The 16583-nt window shown below is 39.7% G+C and carries 16 protein-coding genes and 1 pseudogene; 6 read left to right on the forward strand and 11 right to left on the reverse strand.

What is annotated here, in order from left to right; translation table 11 throughout:
* Positions 1–93: 93 nt before the first annotated feature.
* Both HC000_RS03725 and HC000_RS03730 read left to right on the forward strand, forming a co-directional pair.
* On the forward strand, positions 94–972 hold the full coding sequence (locus tag HC000_RS03725; RefSeq protein WP_011329142.1) for a hypothetical protein: 879 nt from the start codon (positions 94–96) through the stop codon (positions 970–972).
* A gap of 74 nt (positions 973–1046) precedes the next feature.
* Positions 1047–1412, forward strand: a complete 366-nt coding sequence (locus HC000_RS03730; RefSeq protein WP_011329141.1) for a hypothetical protein — start codon at positions 1047–1049, stop codon at positions 1410–1412.
* A 246-nt stretch (positions 1413–1658) separates the two neighbouring features.
* Here HC000_RS03730 and HC000_RS03735 read toward each other — a convergent pair whose 3' ends face one another.
* The 6 genes from HC000_RS03735 to HC000_RS03760 all read right to left on the reverse strand — a co-directional run bounded on the left by HC000_RS03735 (position 1659) and on the right by HC000_RS03760 (position 7189).
* A complete protein-coding gene (locus HC000_RS03735) occupies positions 1659–4232 on the reverse strand; it encodes a M1 family metallopeptidase (RefSeq protein WP_179806985.1) in 2574 nt (857 codons plus the stop codon).
* Between the two features lie 158 nt (positions 4233–4390).
* Positions 4391–5071 carry a hypothetical protein gene (locus tag HC000_RS03740; protein ID WP_011329139.1) on the reverse strand — a complete coding sequence of 227 codons (681 nt, stop codon included), beginning with the start codon at positions 5069–5071 and terminating at the stop codon, positions 4391–4393.
* A 167-nt stretch (positions 5072–5238) separates the two neighbouring features.
* Positions 5239–5589, reverse strand: a complete 351-nt coding sequence (locus HC000_RS03745) for a DUF2750 domain-containing protein (RefSeq protein ID WP_011329138.1) — start codon at positions 5587–5589, stop codon at positions 5239–5241.
* Between the two features lie 17 nt (positions 5590–5606).
* Positions 5607–6185 carry a glutathione S-transferase family protein gene (locus tag HC000_RS03750; RefSeq protein ID WP_011329137.1) on the reverse strand — a complete coding sequence of 193 codons (579 nt, stop codon included), beginning with the start codon at positions 6183–6185 and terminating at the stop codon, positions 5607–5609.
* Positions 6186–6245: 60 nt separating this feature from the next.
* Entirely contained in the window at positions 6246–6527 is a 282-nt protein-coding gene (locus HC000_RS03755) for a peptidylprolyl isomerase (protein WP_011329136.1), read from the reverse strand.
* 86 nt (positions 6528–6613) lie between these two features.
* Positions 6614–7189: a glutathione peroxidase gene (locus HC000_RS03760; RefSeq protein WP_179806986.1), complete on the reverse strand. Its 576-nt coding sequence runs from the start codon at positions 7187–7189 to the stop codon at positions 6614–6616.
* A gap of 91 nt (positions 7190–7280) precedes the next feature.
* Between HC000_RS03760 and HC000_RS03765 the strand changes: the two genes are divergently transcribed.
* Positions 7281–7766 carry a GNAT family N-acetyltransferase gene (locus HC000_RS03765; protein WP_011329134.1) on the forward strand — a complete coding sequence of 162 codons (486 nt, stop codon included), beginning with the start codon at positions 7281–7283 and terminating at the stop codon, positions 7764–7766.
* Between the two features lie 42 nt (positions 7767–7808).
* On the opposite strand, the gene queG is transcribed toward HC000_RS03765, so the two are convergent.
* The 4 genes from queG to HC000_RS03785 all read right to left on the reverse strand — a co-directional run bounded on the left by queG (position 7809) and on the right by HC000_RS03785 (position 11858).
* Entirely contained in the window at positions 7809–8942 is a 1134-nt protein-coding gene (gene queG / locus HC000_RS03770) for a tRNA epoxyqueuosine(34) reductase QueG (protein ID WP_179806987.1), read from the reverse strand.
* A 115-nt stretch (positions 8943–9057) separates the two neighbouring features.
* Complete coding sequence (locus HC000_RS03775; RefSeq protein ID WP_041454561.1) at positions 9058–10278, reverse strand: methyl-accepting chemotaxis protein; 1221 nt, start codon at positions 10276–10278, stop codon at positions 9058–9060.
* A 24-nt stretch (positions 10279–10302) separates the two neighbouring features.
* On the reverse strand, positions 10303–10995 hold the full coding sequence (locus tag HC000_RS03780) for a glycerophosphodiester phosphodiesterase family protein (RefSeq protein ID WP_179806988.1): 693 nt from the start codon (positions 10993–10995) through the stop codon (positions 10303–10305).
* On the reverse strand, positions 10992–11858 hold the full coding sequence (locus HC000_RS03785) for a DMT family transporter (protein ID WP_179806989.1): 867 nt from the start codon (positions 11856–11858) through the stop codon (positions 10992–10994). The genes HC000_RS03780 and HC000_RS03785 overlap by 4 nt, the downstream gene beginning before the upstream one ends.
* 310 nt (positions 11859–12168) lie before the next feature.
* Between HC000_RS03785 and HC000_RS03790 the strand changes: the two genes are divergently transcribed.
* From HC000_RS03790 to rlmB, 3 genes are all read left to right on the forward strand, one after another.
* Entirely contained in the window at positions 12169–12903 is a 735-nt protein-coding gene (locus HC000_RS03790) for an enoyl-CoA hydratase/isomerase family protein (RefSeq protein ID WP_179806990.1), read from the forward strand.
* 245 nt (positions 12904–13148) lie between these two features.
* Positions 13149–15641 carry a ribonuclease R gene (gene rnr / locus HC000_RS03795; RefSeq protein WP_179806991.1) on the forward strand — a complete coding sequence of 831 codons (2493 nt, stop codon included), beginning with the start codon at positions 13149–13151 and terminating at the stop codon, positions 15639–15641.
* Positions 15638–16381 carry a 23S rRNA (guanosine(2251)-2'-O)-methyltransferase RlmB gene (rlmB, locus tag HC000_RS03800; RefSeq protein ID WP_179806992.1) on the forward strand — a complete coding sequence of 248 codons (744 nt, stop codon included), beginning with the start codon at positions 15638–15640 and terminating at the stop codon, positions 16379–16381. Before rnr ends, rlmB begins: the two co-directional genes overlap by 4 nt.
* Here the strand turns inward: rlmB and HC000_RS18415 are convergent.
* A pseudogene (locus HC000_RS18415) lies at positions 16355–16583 on the reverse strand (hypothetical protein); the annotation flags it as partial. The gene rlmB and the pseudogene HC000_RS18415 overlap by 27 nt on opposite strands.

The raw sequence follows: 16583 nt of genomic DNA on the forward strand, positions 1-16583 counted from the left end.
GGTTAGTTATAAAGATGTTGCTGGTCTAGGTCAAGTGACGTAATCAGCAAATAACGTTATCATGGGGTGCTTAAAAATAAAACGAGATAGAGCATGAAATTTTTAAAACCACTACTAGGGTTGTTTTCAATAAGCGCTTTAACGCTCTCAGTAGCACAGGCAAGTATGCCCAAAAGCCAAGTATTATTAGCCGATTTAAATACTCCTTATGGCCTGCAAGTTACTATTGTGAGCGACAGTGATAGTTATAATAATCAGCCTCATATACACAATAATGGTGTTTACTTTACCCATGAAGTATTAAGTGTTGAGCAAAGCCAAACCGATATTGCTTACTACGACTTTGCAACAAAACAAATTATTAATATAACCAATACGCCAGTAAGCGAATACTCACCAACCGTAATGCCAAATAAACAAAGCTTATCGGCAATTGTGGTAGAGGCCAATGGCAAGCAAAAGCTATGGCAATATCCGCTTGATAGCGAAGTTGCAGCAAGTCGTATTTTTGACTGGATAGAGCCAGTGGGATATCACGCATGGGGTATAAATAACGATTTAGTAATGTTTATTTTAGGTGAGCCACATACATTACAATATAGCTTGGTTGCAGCGGCAAAAGGGCAAGTTGTGGCAAAAAACATTGGTCGTACGCTTATTTACAATCATACAATGGCGCAGTTTATATTTAGTTACACCCAAAATGAGCAACATATTGTAGCGCGTTTTAACCCACAAACTAAGCAGGTAGAAAACTTACTTAGATTGCCGCTACAAGTACAAGACTTTATCTTAAAAGACGACAGTACGCTGGCTTATGCGCTTAACAACCGTGTTTACCAACGTAACCTTAGTGGCAATAACACTGTATCGCAATGGCTGGATTTAACACCCTATTGCCATACCAATATTACCCGTATGAGTTATAACAACGACAAACTTGCTTTTGTTTGTGATGTAGCTGAGGACTAATTTAAATAAATTTCAGACTTTATAATGCGTATGCGTTAAGGTTATGCGCAAATTTAACTAATAGGGATTACAACGTGGCTTATAGTGCAGACGAGCTTACTGAGCAGCTAATTAAATTAGAGTGTAGAAGTAATTTTAAAATAAAGAATATTGCCGAATACATGTTAGTTAATTCAAAAGAAGCGTTTTACACGCACAGTGAAGGCGGCAAAGGTAAAATTATAATTCGCCCAGCATTTGAAGTGTTTAGTGATGATTTTACCGATATTGATGGGGTAGTGCGTACTCAGGGCTATTTTCATAGTAGCGAAATGACGCGTTTTCCTACGCGCATTTATAAAAGTGCACAGCCGATTCATTATGGTGTCGCGTTTAAAATAAACTCTGAGCAAGCAGCAAAAGATTTTATTGCTAAACTAACGATGATTTTAGGCGGGTAATAGTAAAGGTTTATAAATCAGCTTTCAGACTTCAGATTTAACAAAATATCGGCCAAGCTGGGTTTAGGTTATAAGTAGGCAAGGCAGTATGCCGCGCTTTTTTAAAGCCTGGTAAATTTAACACCACAGCGCAAAATGCTAGGTATTAGTAAAAAACAAACCAAGCTCGCAGTAAATTATTAGCTACGAAGCTTGGTTTTGTTATCAGCTCTAGGCTCTAAAATAAAACCTAGAACCCCAATATAGCTACTTACCTTTTAAGAAGTTATTAACCGATTCAAGCTCACGATTTTTCAGTGCAATACAATCATTAGTACTTTCTTCTAGTTTACTTAAAGTACGAGCGTAACCTGGTATTTCAGCTAACTTAGTATTAAAGAAGCTTTGTGTTGTGGCAAAGCTATTTGCATCACAATTTGCAGTCGTAAAATACGGTAGGTTAGGGATAAAAAACGGCGGTAAGCTTGCTGTTACTTTATCGTAATTACTGTAAACCCAGTCAATAAACAGCGCTTGGCGCTCATCAGTATAGCTTTGTCCTGCTAAAATAGTGCGCATGTCGGATGCGGTTACTTCATCTGTTAAGCTGTAAGCCAATACTGCTTTTTGCAGTGCAGGTTTTGCAAAGTAGCCCATAGCCGAGAGCATATTAGTACGTACTTGTGGATCTTTGGTGGTTTTAAAGGTTGCCATAAATTGATCAAGCAACGCTTTATCGCCGTTAAAAGCAGCTAAAGTTAAATAAGTACCTGCTAAGTACGGGTCTACTTTTTGTGGATCGTTTAAATAAACCTGAGTTTGCTGTTTTGCTTTATTGATCACATTTTGATCTTCGCCATCAAAACCTAAACGCGATACAACCGCTGCTCGAAGTTGTGAAATAGCGCCATCTTCACCTGCTTTTGCCTCTAAGCCGTATTTTTTAGCCGCAGGGGTTACTGCCCCACGAATAAATTTAGGCCATAAGTCTTTATTGCTATCGTCTTTAAAGGTGCGTTGTTGCGATACTAAATAGCCCAGCGCGGTATTAGCAACGCGAGGGTGGCTGTCGCTTATAAATACTTCAAGCGTTTGCATTAACTTAGCGGCCGATATAACACCAGCATCAAGTAGTGCATCGGTAGCAGATAATAACGCTAAACGTTCGCGGTCATCTAGCTTGTCAGCAGCATTGTCGATAAGCGCACTAAACTGTGCATCGTCCATCACCCAGCGGTAATAACCCAATGCGCCTTGATCGGGATAAATCCACTCGGGTGCAAAATCTAAATCTAGCGTTTGGCTTTGTTTATTAAGTAATACGTTCGCTGTTTTTACTTTATCGCCCGCGCCATATTTAATTGCAACAGGCACATTCCATAATTGCTCAGGCGCATCAACACCGGCATTTACAAAGCGACTTTGCGATATAGTTATTTTACTACCTTGCTGAGTTACTTTAATCAGTGGGTAGGAAGATTGCTCAATAAACGATTTTAAAACACTCGCTACATCTTTATTAGAAGCTTTGCCAAGTGCTTGCCATAAATCGGCAGCTTCGGCATTTTTATAGGAAAATTCTTTTAAGTAATTTTGAATACCTTTTTGAAAGGCCTCTTCACCTATCCAGTTTTCAACCATAGCAAGTACCGAGCTACCTTTGCTATAAGCAAGGCCTAAACCATCCATAATATCGGCTTCGGTTTTAATTGGTTTACGAATTGGTTTAGTACTCAAACGCGCATCAAGTGGCATAACGTTATTTTGTGGTAAATCTAGGTGCGATTCAAATTCAGGGTTTAGTTGCTTGGTAATTTTTGCCGCCATCCAACTAGCAAACGCTTCGTTTAACCATAAATCGTTCCACCACTTCATCGTTACTAAGTTACCGTACCATTGGTGTGCAAGTTCGTGAGCAATAATAGACACATTGCGTTGTTTTTTACTGCGCGTAGCGGCAGCTAAATCAACCAATAAAATATCTTCTCGGTAGGTTACAAGTCCTGAGTTTTCCATGGCACCAAACGGAAATTCAGGTACAGCCACCGAATCTAGTTTTTGATACACATAAGGAATACCAAAATACGCCTCAAGTGCGCCTAGTACTTTTGGCATGTTTTCTTTTGCGTACTGGGCTAAATGAATTTTACCTTGTGGGGTAATTACGCGCCCTGGCACCGACATACCTTCAACATTAAGCTCTTCAAAAGGGCCCACAGCCATTGCTACTAAATAAGAAGGAATAGGCGGTGTTTTATCAAAAAAGTGGGTGGTCATGTCGCCATTTACTGTAGTTTTAAGCTCAGGTGTATTGGTATATACTTTTTGTGAGGTAGGCGCGGTAATAGTGAGCTGAAATGGAATTTTGTAGCTTGGCTCGTCAAACACCGGAAATGCACGGCGCGCATCACTCATTTCAAACTGAGTAAATAAGTAAGGTGTACCTTGATCTAAGGTTTTATATAGCCCAACACTTTGGCGATTATATGGCGCTGAAAAATCAATTTTTAAGGTGTATTTACCCGGCTGAATTTGCTCATCACAGCTAAATTTTACTTTACCGGTTTTGAGCATTTCGCTGTTTAAGTCACAATTTTGCTCGCCAAGTAATTGTGCCATTTTAGTTGCGTAAGCCACGCCGTTTAGCTCTATGTAGTTAGTTGGCTTGAGTACTTCTAAAATAATTTCAGTCATTCCGCTAAAGTTATCTTGGCTTGGATCGAGTGTTAACGACACTGATTGACTGCTTGGTTTTGCGAGTTTTTCAATTACAAATTCGTTAGCATTTGCTGCGTTCATCGCGAATGCAACACTTACGGTTAAGAGGCTTTTAAGAAACATAGTATCCCTAGTTTATTATTGTTATAAATGACTAAAGCAGACAGCGTTACCACGCTACTTCAATAGAAACGGTATTATATGCGGATATCCTAGCAGCTTTCTTTTATGGAGTAATCGAATAACCCCGGATTTGGACGAGTAAAGAGTAACAAAGTTTGTCAGTGACTATCGCGATTGATAAAGCGCTGCCAATGCAGTTGTGAGTTAATAACGCGAATTTGCCCAATTATGCTATTTAACACTGCTACATTGCTATAATTTGGGTGTGGGTATTCGTTAAAGCCCATTAAATAATTAAACGCGTCTTTAGAGTTGGCTTGCAGTGCATAAATACGTACTTGCTGCTCAAAGTTAAGCCGCAGGCTACTTATAGCGGTTTTCATTCCGAGTTGGTCAATGTTTGGAATTGCACATTTTTGTAAGTAACCAGCGCGCTCGCCTTCGCCGCTAAACCAAATGCGAACTTTTTCGCTGTAGCGACCGGTTTTAGCTGGCAAGTCGAACATTAATCGCTGTTGGTTTTGGCTTTTTATAAATGCTAAATAGTCGTTAAAGCCAGCATTAATTAGCGCTTGATGTACAGGAATAAGTCGCGGTTTTATTTTTCCGTGGGTATGAAAACTAAAACATAAAATGTTTTGCTCAACAGTTAAGTCATCAAGTGTTAAACAGCCTATTTCGTCACTATAAGCGCCCGTATAGTAAGCAATTAATGGCAACCAAAAATGCCAATGTTTTGCTTGTTCACGCACCACGCGCATATCGCCATAAATATAGCCAGTGTAAAGTGTGTGCAGCTCCATAGCTGAAAAAGGACGGCGACCAAGATGGGTTTTCAACGGTGTACCTTGAAAATAATGACAAAATACATTTTATACCCAAAACATAGCAAGATGCGAGTATGTTTTGGGTATAAATACTTATACCTAATTAATTAAAACAAAAAAGCCAACTAGCACGAATGCAGTTGGCTTTTTTTATGCTTTATTAATTAAGCTATAGTGAATTATTCACTTAATGCGCGTGCTAAACCTACTGGTTCAATTTCTACGCATACTTGGTCGTCATTCCAGTTAAGGCCAACTAAAGCATTGTCTTCGTTTAGGTCTTCAACCCATTCATCTAAAAATTCATCAAGGCCAATTTCTACTGGGCTGTACTCTTTCCACTCGTCTTTACACTGAGCTTTAGCAGCCGCTTCGCTTTCCCAAAGTAGTAATACGTCAGTCTCGTCAAATTGATTTGAATCACACACTACAAAGCCATTATCTTCTGCACCTAGTGCCCAAATTACTTCGCTCATACGTACTTTTTCAACAAAGTTGACTAGTTCTGATTCAATCTCGATATCGCTCATGTGTTTACCTTTTTAAATTAATGACTAGGACTGGTATTTATTGCTGCTTGGCGTTGGCCATATTGCTCATAAAAAGCAACAAGCGCTGAATGCTGACTAATGTCGGTTAGTTCACGAAAGCAAATCCAATCAAGCAGGCAGTATAAACTGATGTTGAGGTATTCACAGCCTTTAAATTCATCATCAGTTAAATGATCATTTAAAAAGTGTAATGTTTCAACAATACGTTCATTTTGCAAATTAAAAAATAACGCATCACTTTGCGTATCAAAACCAGAGCGCTGGCATAAAAGCATTTCCACTAAAGAGTCATTACAGGCATTAATAGTGGTAAGTAAGTGCTCTTGCGGCCAAGTTAATTTTGGCTGTGCTGTTTTTTCAAGTAAATAACGCAGTATTGAGTTTGAATCACTAAGGGTTAAATTGCCATCTACGAGAATAGGGATTTTGCGTGCTGGGTTTTTGCTCACCATAGTTGGGCGATCTTGCGCTGAAAAAATATCCAGATTAATAAACTCTAAATCACAGTTATTTTCCAGCGCCCATATTCTAATACGGCGTACATAAGGCGAGGTAACAGAACCAAATAGTTGCATAATTACTCCATAAAAAAGCCGCATAAGCGGCTTTTTTCAAAATTTACAGTACAGAATAAGTTACTCTGAACGGCTGGTTACTTCAAGTAAATGGTAACCAAACTGTGTTTGTACTGGGCCTTGTACTTGATTAATTGGCGCAGAGAACACCACTTTATCAAACTCTGGCACCATCATACCTGGGCCAAACTCACCAAGAGCACCGCCATCTTGACCTGAAGGACAGTTAGAGTGTGCTTTTGCTAACACAGCAAAGTCTTCACCTTGTTCAATTTTTTCTTTTAAATCTAAACACTGTGCTTCACTATCTACTAATATATGTCTTGCGCTTGCCACTGTCATAAAATCTCCTAATAATTAATCTGGTTGTTTTTTAATCATACTAACGTGTATTTTAGTTAGTTTAAACTAATTGTAACGGTTTTAACCTAGTTAATAGCTAATGTCGCTTCAATTGCTGCAGTTAGTTTTTCTGATTCGGGGGCTACTTTACTGTTAAAGCGCGTAATTGTTTTACGATCAGCAGACACTAAATACTTATAAAAATTCCAATTAGGTGAGCTGGTTTGGCTATTTAAGTGTTTAAAAATAGGGTTTGCATCGCTGCCGCGCACTGCGCTGGTGGCAAACATAGTGAAAGTAACCCCGTAATTAACAAAGCAGACTTTGGCGGTGTCTTGTTCGTTGTTTTCTTCTTGAAAAAAATCATCAGAAGGAAATCCCAATACCACTAAGCCTTGATCTTTATATTTATTATAAACCGCTTCAAGCCCTGCAAATTGCGGGGTAAAGCCACAGTTACTCGCTGTATTAACAATTAGCAGCGGTTGGTTTTCAAATTGGCATAAGTTAACAAACTCTTTTGAGCGTAGTTTACGCAAAGTAACGTTAGTAAAGTCTTGGCAGTTATTTTGTTTTTTAATGGGTTGCTCAGCTGTGCTTTGTGCTTGAGCTAATGCGGGTAAAAGTAACGCCATTAATGCTAATAATATTATTTTTATCATTTTTAATGCCTAAAGTTAAAAGGTTACATATTGTTTATAGCCTCAATGATACGCTAATATAAACGCAACTGATCAACCTTATCTAGACTTTATGACAATCCGTTTAGCACGCCCAGAAGATTTAAAAACTATAGTCGCAATTTATAACGAAACCATTGCCAGTAGAATGGTTACCGCCGATACCGAAGAGGTAAGCGTTACCGACAAGCAAGCTTGGTTTGATAGTCACACTTCTCAGCGGCCAATTTATGTATATTCTGAAAATGACCAAGTGTTAGCATGGCTTAGTTATAAACCGTTTTATGGGCGCGTAGCTTACGAAGGCACGGTAGAAATAAGTATTTATATTACCGCTAAAGCACAAGGCAAAGGTTTAGGTAAAACACTGATGGAGTTTGCCCAAACGCAAGCTAAGCAACTTAATATTAAAGTGCTGCTAGGGTTCATTTTTAGTCATAATTTACCCAGTATTAAACTATTTAAACACTTTAATTTTAGTGTGTGGGGCGAGTTACCACAGGTGGCCATTATGGATAATAACCCTTACAGCTTAACTATTTTTGGTAAGCACTTATAACAGTAGCGATTAATTAAAAGTGCTTACTCCACACCTAAACATTTAAGCGTCGCGGGGTAGGCCTTTTTCAACAATTCTGATAAGCCTTGCGGTTTTACGCAGTATAGTACCTTGCTTATTGCGTTGCTGTTGCAGCGCCCAATTTATATGCTCTAAAACCAGTTCACTGCAAGCTAAGCTTTTATCTTCTAGGGCATGAATAATGCTAGGGCTAAATTCAGCATTACCTAAACCTACAGCCAAATTACGCAACCAACGCTCGTGGCCAATACGACGAATAGGGCTGCCTTCGGTGTTTTTTAAAAAAGTGGCTTCATCCCAAGCAAACAGCTCAAGCAGGTCTTTATCTTTTAATTGGGTGCGCGGATGAAAATCATTTTCGTCGGTAAGTTGGCCATAACGATTCCACGGGCAAACTAATTGGCAGTCGTCACAACCATAAATGCGGTTACCTAATAATGTTCGGTATTGCTCTGGAATAGGGCCTTGTAGCTCAATGGTTAAGTACGATATACACTTACGTGCATCTACCACGTAGGGCTCAACAATAGCGCCAGTTGGGCATAGCGTTATACAAGCTACGCATTTACCACAGCCTTCAAAGGTGTTTTCTGCATCTATGGGCAGCGGTAAATCAACAAATAACTCACCTAAAAAAAACCAAGAACCGGCTTCTTTATTAATAAGTAATGAGTGTTTACCGCGCCAGCCCAAGCCTGCTTTTTCAGCAAGTTGGCGCTCAAGTACCGGGGCTGAGTCGACAAAAGGCCTAAAACCGTATTCGCCAATTTCGAGCTCTATTTTTTGGCCTAATTTTTTTAAGCGATTACGCATTAATTTATGGTAGTCGCGGCCAAGAGCATAGCGACTTATATACGCTTTTTCTGAGTTTTTAAGGGTTTTGGCAAAACCTGCATCGGGGGGCAGGTAATTCATTTTTACCGAAATAACACGCTGCGTTCCTGGCACTAACTCAGCAGGGCGAGCGCGTTTCATACCATGAGCGGCCATGTAATCCATATTGCCATGGTAGCCGGCGTCGAGCCAACGTTGCAGCTGCGTTTCATGCTTGCTTAAGTCTATATCAGTAATACCTACTTCGCTAAAGCCAAGCTCTTGTCCCCACGCTTTAATTTGTTGGGCAAGGTTTTTATAATCAGGAACTGTGTCGCTCACATGCATCACACGGTTAAATAAATAGCTGGGTAATTTAACATATTTAGCTTATGGGTAAAACGCTTGTTATACCCATAAGCTTGTTAGCAAATACCTATTTTTAATAAAATAGGTATTACTGCACAAAGCGTTTTAGTTGTTGTTGTGTTTGTTGGCTGAGGGTTTGTGATTGTTGGCAATCATTAAGTGCTGTATCTATGGTTTGTTTGGCTTGCTCGCCAAGCGCTACAATATGCTCTACCGATTGGTGGGTTTGATTTTGTGTTTGCTCAAGTAAGTGCACAGCCTCGGCAATTTGTTGTAACTGTTGCTGGTTATGCTCAAATTCAGTAAGCATATTAGTAAAACCATTAGAAGTACTATTAATTGATTTTTGCGCATTGTGTGAGTGAGTAATTAATTGCTCTGACTCTTTATTTGTTTCGTTTACTAGCTCGTTCATTTGGTTTATAAAATCACTAATTTGCCGCGTTGCACCACTTACCTTAATTGAAAGAGTACGCACTTCATCGGCAACTACCGCAAAACCACGTCCCGCATCACCGGCTCTTGCTGCTTCAATGGCGGCATTTAGGGCTAGTAGATTGGTTTGATCAGAAAACTCTTCCACCATTTTTAAAATGCTACGAATGTTTTCACTGTTTTCTTTTAAGCCTGAAATAGTTGCCGAAAAGCCGGTTAGCATATCGGTTATTAATTTTACTTGTTGCACTAAGGCCGACAACTCTGTTGCCGAAAGCTTAACAAAATTTAAATGCTCATTATTTACTTTATGCACGCTGTCGGTATTACTTACTATATTTTGTAAGCTCTGCGCTATTTGGTTGCTGGCATTTATAATGGTATGGCTTAAATGTATTTGTTGTCCGCTTAATTGCTCAGTCTGTTGCATAGACTGAGTTACTTGCTCGGTACTTTGCACACCAGCTTGGGCGCTATTGTAGGTTGTGTTTAGTAGCTGATTTAAATGAGTAGTAAAAAGATTGTATTGCTCGCTTAGTTCGCGAAACTCATCATAAGTAAAATGGGGTAACTTTGCCGATAAGTCTGCATCTTGCTGGTTTATATTTATTAGCGTGTCGCGCATTGCCTTTACTGGGCGCACCATTAAAAATCGCATATAAAATAGGGTGAAAATAAAGCCAGCCACAATCACTAAAGCTAATGCCCAAAATAACCCAGTACTTTGTTGGTTTAGGGTTAAGCTTTCATACAGCCAAAATAAAGTAATAGCCTGAAATAAAAATACAAAACTTAAATTACCCACAATTTTGCGCGTTAAGGTAAAAAAAAGTGTTTTTTCTAAAAAATTATAAATTCGCATATAGCTACTCATTATGTACAGACCATTTGGTTATTATTAATCACCTAAGTAAGCTTTAGTTTGTGCCGGATAATTTGTAAAAATACCATCCACACCTAAATCTAGCATCAGCTTTATATCTTGTTGTTTGTCTACAGTGTACGCATAAATTATTAAACCACGTTGTTTTGCATCATCTACAAAGGCTTTATTTATAAAGTTTTTATCTACATGAACACTGTACGCGCTTAAGTCTTCAGCAAACTTTGCATAATTAATTGGTATAGATGACGTTAGTGCACCCATTTTTAGCCAAGGTAAGCGTTTTTTTAACCAGGCTAGTTGATGATGATCGAACGACGACACTAAAATGTTATCTGCTGATATGCGTTTTTCTGTAATGTTTTTTTCAACTTGAGTAGCAAACTGTTCAAGATTAAAAGTATGTTTTAGCTCTAAATTTAAGAGTGTTTGATTATTATTCCAATCAAAAAGTTGCTGTAAAGTTGGTACTTTTTCGCCATTACCAGCATTGAGTTGCATAATGTGAGCAGCAGTAAAGTTACACACTTTACCTACGCCGTTAGTGGTTCTATCAAGCCAAGTGTCGTGAATGATCATGTAATCATCAAGTGCGCTTTGTACATCTACTTCAATGCCGTCAACGCCTATTTGTAAGGCCGCCATAATGGCGCTTTGGGTGTTCTCTGGAAAGTGCCCACTGGCACCGCGATGGGCAAATACTTTCATTGGCGTGATTTCCGTGCAATAGACCAAGTTTCAAAACAAGCAGCGCTAACAATTAATGCACCACCAATAAAAGTGGCGATAGAGGGGCGCTCATGCAAAATAATAATAGCTAATAATGTGCCGTAAAGTGGCTGAAGGCAAGCAATTAGCCCCGCGGTTGCCGCCGATAAATGCTTTAAACTGGCAGCAAATAATGAGTGTGGAGCTGCGGTAAATATAACTCCCGCAACTAAAATAAGCACCAAATCGTGATTAGTGGTCGCATAAATAGGCACTTCAATAAACGCGCAAAGCATTAGGCTGGCAACCAAGGTTTGATAAAACATGGTTTGCGGGCCACCGTATTGATTAAAATAGCGCTTATGAATGATATTACGAATGGCAAAAAAGAACGCCGAAATAACCCCAGTGATCACCCCAAGTGTTACATCATTCCCTAAATTTGCATTAGGTATTAATAAATAAATGCCGATTAACACTACCGCCGCACTAATAATGTCTTTTGCTTTGGGCTTACTTTTATGAAAAAACGGTTCTAAAAACACGGTTATTACCGGGTAGCTAAAAAAAGCCAACATACCAATGGTGATCCCAGCAAGTTGCATTCCCGCAAAATAAGTAACCCAATGTATGCCTACTGCCACACCGAGTAATAGGGCAATTAAGTAATCTTTACCTTGGTTTAGCTTAATCGGCTTTTTTTGCATACTGAGCAAAATAAAAATAGCGATGCCGGCTATAGCTGCACGATACACGGTAATGTCGAGTGCATTTAAACCAATTAACTTTGCAAATAGCGCGGTGCCACCAAATAGTAATACGGCAATGTGTAGGTAAATTAAACTTTGCTGTTGCGACTGCATGTTATTTCCTTATGTTGGCTCATCTAAATATTGCAGACAATAGTTAAGATGAATTTTTGAATTTTCGTGACAAATGTAAGCAAAGTTAGTTGTATTTAAGGTAATGTAACTAAAATCGAATTTACTTTTAATATTCGTTTAGCTTACACTCGTTAGTAGGTTACTGCGTTTAAAGTTGATAAATACAGGTATTAAACGTTTATTTGTAAAGTTGTGCGTAAAACACTAAACCAAGCTTGAGTGTATTAATAACAAAAACGTGCAGCTGAAACAGCATTAATAATTAAAATAATGAAAAATGAGGGAATAAATGACACGTTTTATAGCAATAAAAACCGAAGAAAGCACGGCCGTTTTAACCATGAACACCACCGAAAACCGCCATAATCCAGGTTTTTTGGCTGAGCTTAATCAGCATCTAGATCAAATAGAAGCCGATAAAAATATTAAGTCGGTGGTGCTTACATCCAATAGTGAAAAAAATTGGTCGTTGGGAATTGACCTAGAGTGGATGGCTAATACGAGTAATACCCCAGAAAAAATTGCGGGCTTTATGAGTGAGGTAACCGCGTTATTAAAACGTATTGTTACGTTTCCTATGCCCATTATTGCCGCGTTAAACGGCCATACGTTTGGCAATGGTGCGGTATTGGCCTGCGCTTGTGACTTTAGGCTTATGAAATCAGATAAGGGATTTTTTTGTTTTCCTGAAGTAGATGTGATGGTGCCATTTTTACCTTCAATGTTTCCTATTATTAATAAAGCCATTCCACAAACCTTTTTTAATCGTTTAGCTATGTCGGGTATGCGAGTAGGGGCACAAGAGTTATTAGATAACAAAGTAGTAGAAGCTATTTTTGCTGATGAAGCTCAATTACAAGCAGGTGCGCTGGGCTTTGCACAACAGTTTAATAAAAACCGTTGGATTTACGCTCAAAATAAAACCCAAATGAATAAACAAATAGTGTTAACCATGGAAACAGAAGATCCAATTTTTATTGATAATATCAGTAAATTGCTATGGAAAAATTTACAGCAAAAATAATACTAACTTAGTGTTAAATAGGCTTTGATGAGTTTGTTTGAGCTACTAATTTTAGTAACTAATTTTAACTTATAAGTAGAATAAACCCGCCACAAAATTAAGGGCGGGTTAAGCCCGGTTAGGCTAAGTTTTTAAACACAAAAAGTAAGGTAAAAGTGCTTTCTTAAAAGTTTAATAGCTTTTACCTGTCTCATTTTAGCTATATGGGTTAAAATACCTACATAACCAAACTAACAAGATAGTGAATGTCAAACCAAGATCCAAATCTCAGTCGAGAACAAGAAAAGTACGAAAACCCAGTCCCTAGCCGTGAGTTTATACTTACTCACCTTCAAGAGCGTTCAAAACCTGCTAACTATGCACAGTTATGTGAAGAATTAGCGGTAAACGATGAAGAACGGCAAATCGCATTTAAACGCCGCCTTCGTGCTATGGAACGTGACGGCCAGCTGTATTTTAATAAGCATAAATGTTACGCCCTAATTGACGAAGCCGGTTTAACTAAAGGCAAAGTAGTAGGCCACAGAGACGGTTTTGGCTTTTTAGAAGTTGAAGGCGAGAATAAAGATTGGTTTATTGCTAAACACCAAATGAACATGGTGTTACACGGCGACATTGTACTTGCTAAAGGCACTAAACGTGGCTCTGGCTCAAAATGCGATGCACGTATTATAAAGGTGCTTACTAACGAGCGCGCGCCCATTGTTGGCCGCTACTTTGTTGAGCATGGTATTGCTGTTGTAGTTGCCGAAGATCCGCGTATTACCCAAGACATAATGATTTTACCGGGAAGCGAAAACGGCGCGCGTCATAACCAAATGGTGCAAGTTAAAATAACGCAAAACCCCACCCGAAATATGAACGCGGTAGGTAAAGTAATTGACGTACTTGGCGAGCATTTAGCCCCAGGTATGGAAATAGAAGTTGCCCTGCGTAACCACGATATTCCGCACGTTTGGCCTGAAGAAGTTGAAGAGCAAGTAGCCCACCTTGGCGAATTTGTTGACGAGGCTGACAAGCAAAACCGCGTAGATTTACGCGACCTACCTTTAGTAACCATAGATGGCGAAGACGCACGCGACTTTGATGATGCCGTTTATTGTGAGCCTAAAAAATCAGGTGGTTGGCGTTTATGGGTTGCCATTGCCGATGTGTCGCATTACGTAGGTATGAACACCCCGCTAAACAAAGAAGCCATAGAGCGCGGTAACTCAGTGTATTTTCCTGAGCAAGTAATTCCTATGCTGCCTAAAGTATTGTCTAACGGCTTATGTTCGCTTAACCCGGAAGTAGATCGCTTATGTATGGTTGCCGAAATGACAGTGTCAGATTCGGGCAAGCTTTCGGGTTATAAGTTTTACGAAGCGATAATGAATTCGCATGCACGTTTAACTTACACCAAAGTAAATGCCATTTTACAAAACGATGAAAAACTACGTAAAGAATATGCGCATGTAGTGCCACATTTAACCGATTTACAGCAAATGTATTTAGCGCTTAAATCGGCTCGCCAAGAGCGTGGTGCAATTGAGTTTGAAACTCTCGAAACTCGTTTTGTATTTAACGCACAGCGTAAAATAGAATCGATAGTGCCGGTTATTCGTAATGATGCGCACAAACTTATTGAAGAATGTATGATTTTAGCCAACGTATCGGCGGCTAAATTACTTGAAAAACACGAAGCCAGCACGCTATTTCGTGTGCATGACGAACCAGATAGCGAAAAACTAGGTAACTTTACTAAGTTTTTAGGCGAACTTGGCATTGAAAGTACGCTAAGCGACGAGCCAACACCCAAAGAAATTACTCAAGTGCTAGCTCGTTTAGGCGATCGCCCAGAAGCAGAGCTTATTCAAACCATGCTGCTGCGCTCAATGAAGCAAGCTGTGTATCAACCAGATAACATAGGCCACTTTGGTTTAGCTTTATCTGCTTATGCGCACTTTACTTCACCAATTCGTCGTTACCCCGACTTAGTAGTGCATCGTGCTATTAAAGCGGTACTAAAAGCACAAGGCCAACATACTTCAGGCGAATATGCATACACAGATGACGAAGTAGATAAGTTAGGTGAGCAGTGTTCTACCACAGAGCGCCGCGCCGACGATGCTACTCGCGAAGTAGCCGATTGGTTAAAATGTGAGTTTATGCAAGATCACGTTGGCACTGAGTTTGATGGTGTTATTTCATCGGTAACTAATTTTGGTTTATTCATTCGTTTAGATGATTTGCAAATTGATGGCCTGATTCATGTTGCCAACTTAGGCAACGAGTATTTTGCCCATGACGCCGCAAAGCATTGTTTAATAGGCGAGCAAACGCACAAAGTATATCGCCTTGGCGATAAAGTAACGGTAAGTGTTGCATCGGTTAGCTTAGAAGACAGACGCATAAACTTAACCCTTAAAGGCGATAAAGCGCAAGATCGCTACACACGCCGCCGTGGGCCAAAAGGCGCTGATAAATCTGAGCATGCACCTGCGAGCGTGCGCTCACAGTTAAAAGCAGGCAAAGTACCGGGTAAAAAATCGCATGGCGATGAAAAACCTAAAGGTAAAAAAAGGCCAGCAAGCAAAGATAAAGGTAAACCTGCAAATAAGTCGGCAACTAAACCAGCTGACAAAAAAGCAGTAGATGCCACAGCAAATAAAAAACCGAAAAAAAAGGCCGTTAAAAAGCCTAAAAGAGTAGGCAAAAATGCCCGCAAACGTAATACCCCAGGAGCAGAAAATACGTGAGTAATGAATTAATTTTTGGTTTTCATTCTGTTGAAGCGATTTTAGCAAGCGAACCAGAGCGTTTTGTAGAAATTTACGCGCTTAAAGGGCGTGACGATAAACGCTCAACCCCGATTATTGATGAAGCACTTAAATTTGGTATTTCAGTACAGTACATGCAACGCAAAGCCCTTGATAACAAATCAAAAGGCGAGCAGCATCAAGGTATTATTGCCAACGTAAAAGCAGCACCAACGTTTAACGAAAAAGATCTTGATGCGATTATTGCGCGTGAAGATACCCCATTTTTGTTAGTGCTTGATGGCATTACTGATCCGCATAACTTAGGTGCATGTTTACGTAGTGCCGACGCCGCTGGCGTACATGCTGTAATAGTACCTAAAGATCGCTCAGCTAAGCTTAACGGTACAGCGCGTAAAGTTGCCTGTGGCGCAGCCGAAACAGTACCGCTTATTCAGGTTACTAACCTTGCACGTACATTGCGCGAAATTAAAGACGCTGGTGTTTGGGTTGTAGGCACTGCAGGCGAAACAGATAACCACGTATTTGATGCCAGCTTAACAGGGCCAATGGCTATTGTTATGGGTGCCGAAGGCGAGGGTATGCGTCGTTTAACCCGCGAGCATTGCGACTTGTTAGTTAAAATACCTATGGCGGGAACGGTTTCAAGCTTAAATGTATCGGTAGCCACTGGTATTTGTTTGTTTGAAGTATTACGCCAACGTAGCGTTAATAACTAAGTTATTAACTGGCTCGTTTAAGTAATAAAAAACCGAGATTGAACATTCAACCTCGGTTTTTTTGTTTGCCCAGCGAAGCTGGCAAACCCGATAGGCTGAAAGATGCCTTATCACCCTGACTAAGGGGAAGATAATCTGAATGGCAAGGGCGTCACTGGCCAACGGTGGGGTCTGAAGGAAGCCATAAGAAGTTAGAGGTACA

The organism is Pseudoalteromonas sp. MIP2626 (assembly GCF_013414205.1).
Classification (GTDB): Bacteria; Pseudomonadota; Gammaproteobacteria; order Enterobacterales; family Alteromonadaceae; genus Pseudoalteromonas; species Pseudoalteromonas nigrifaciens.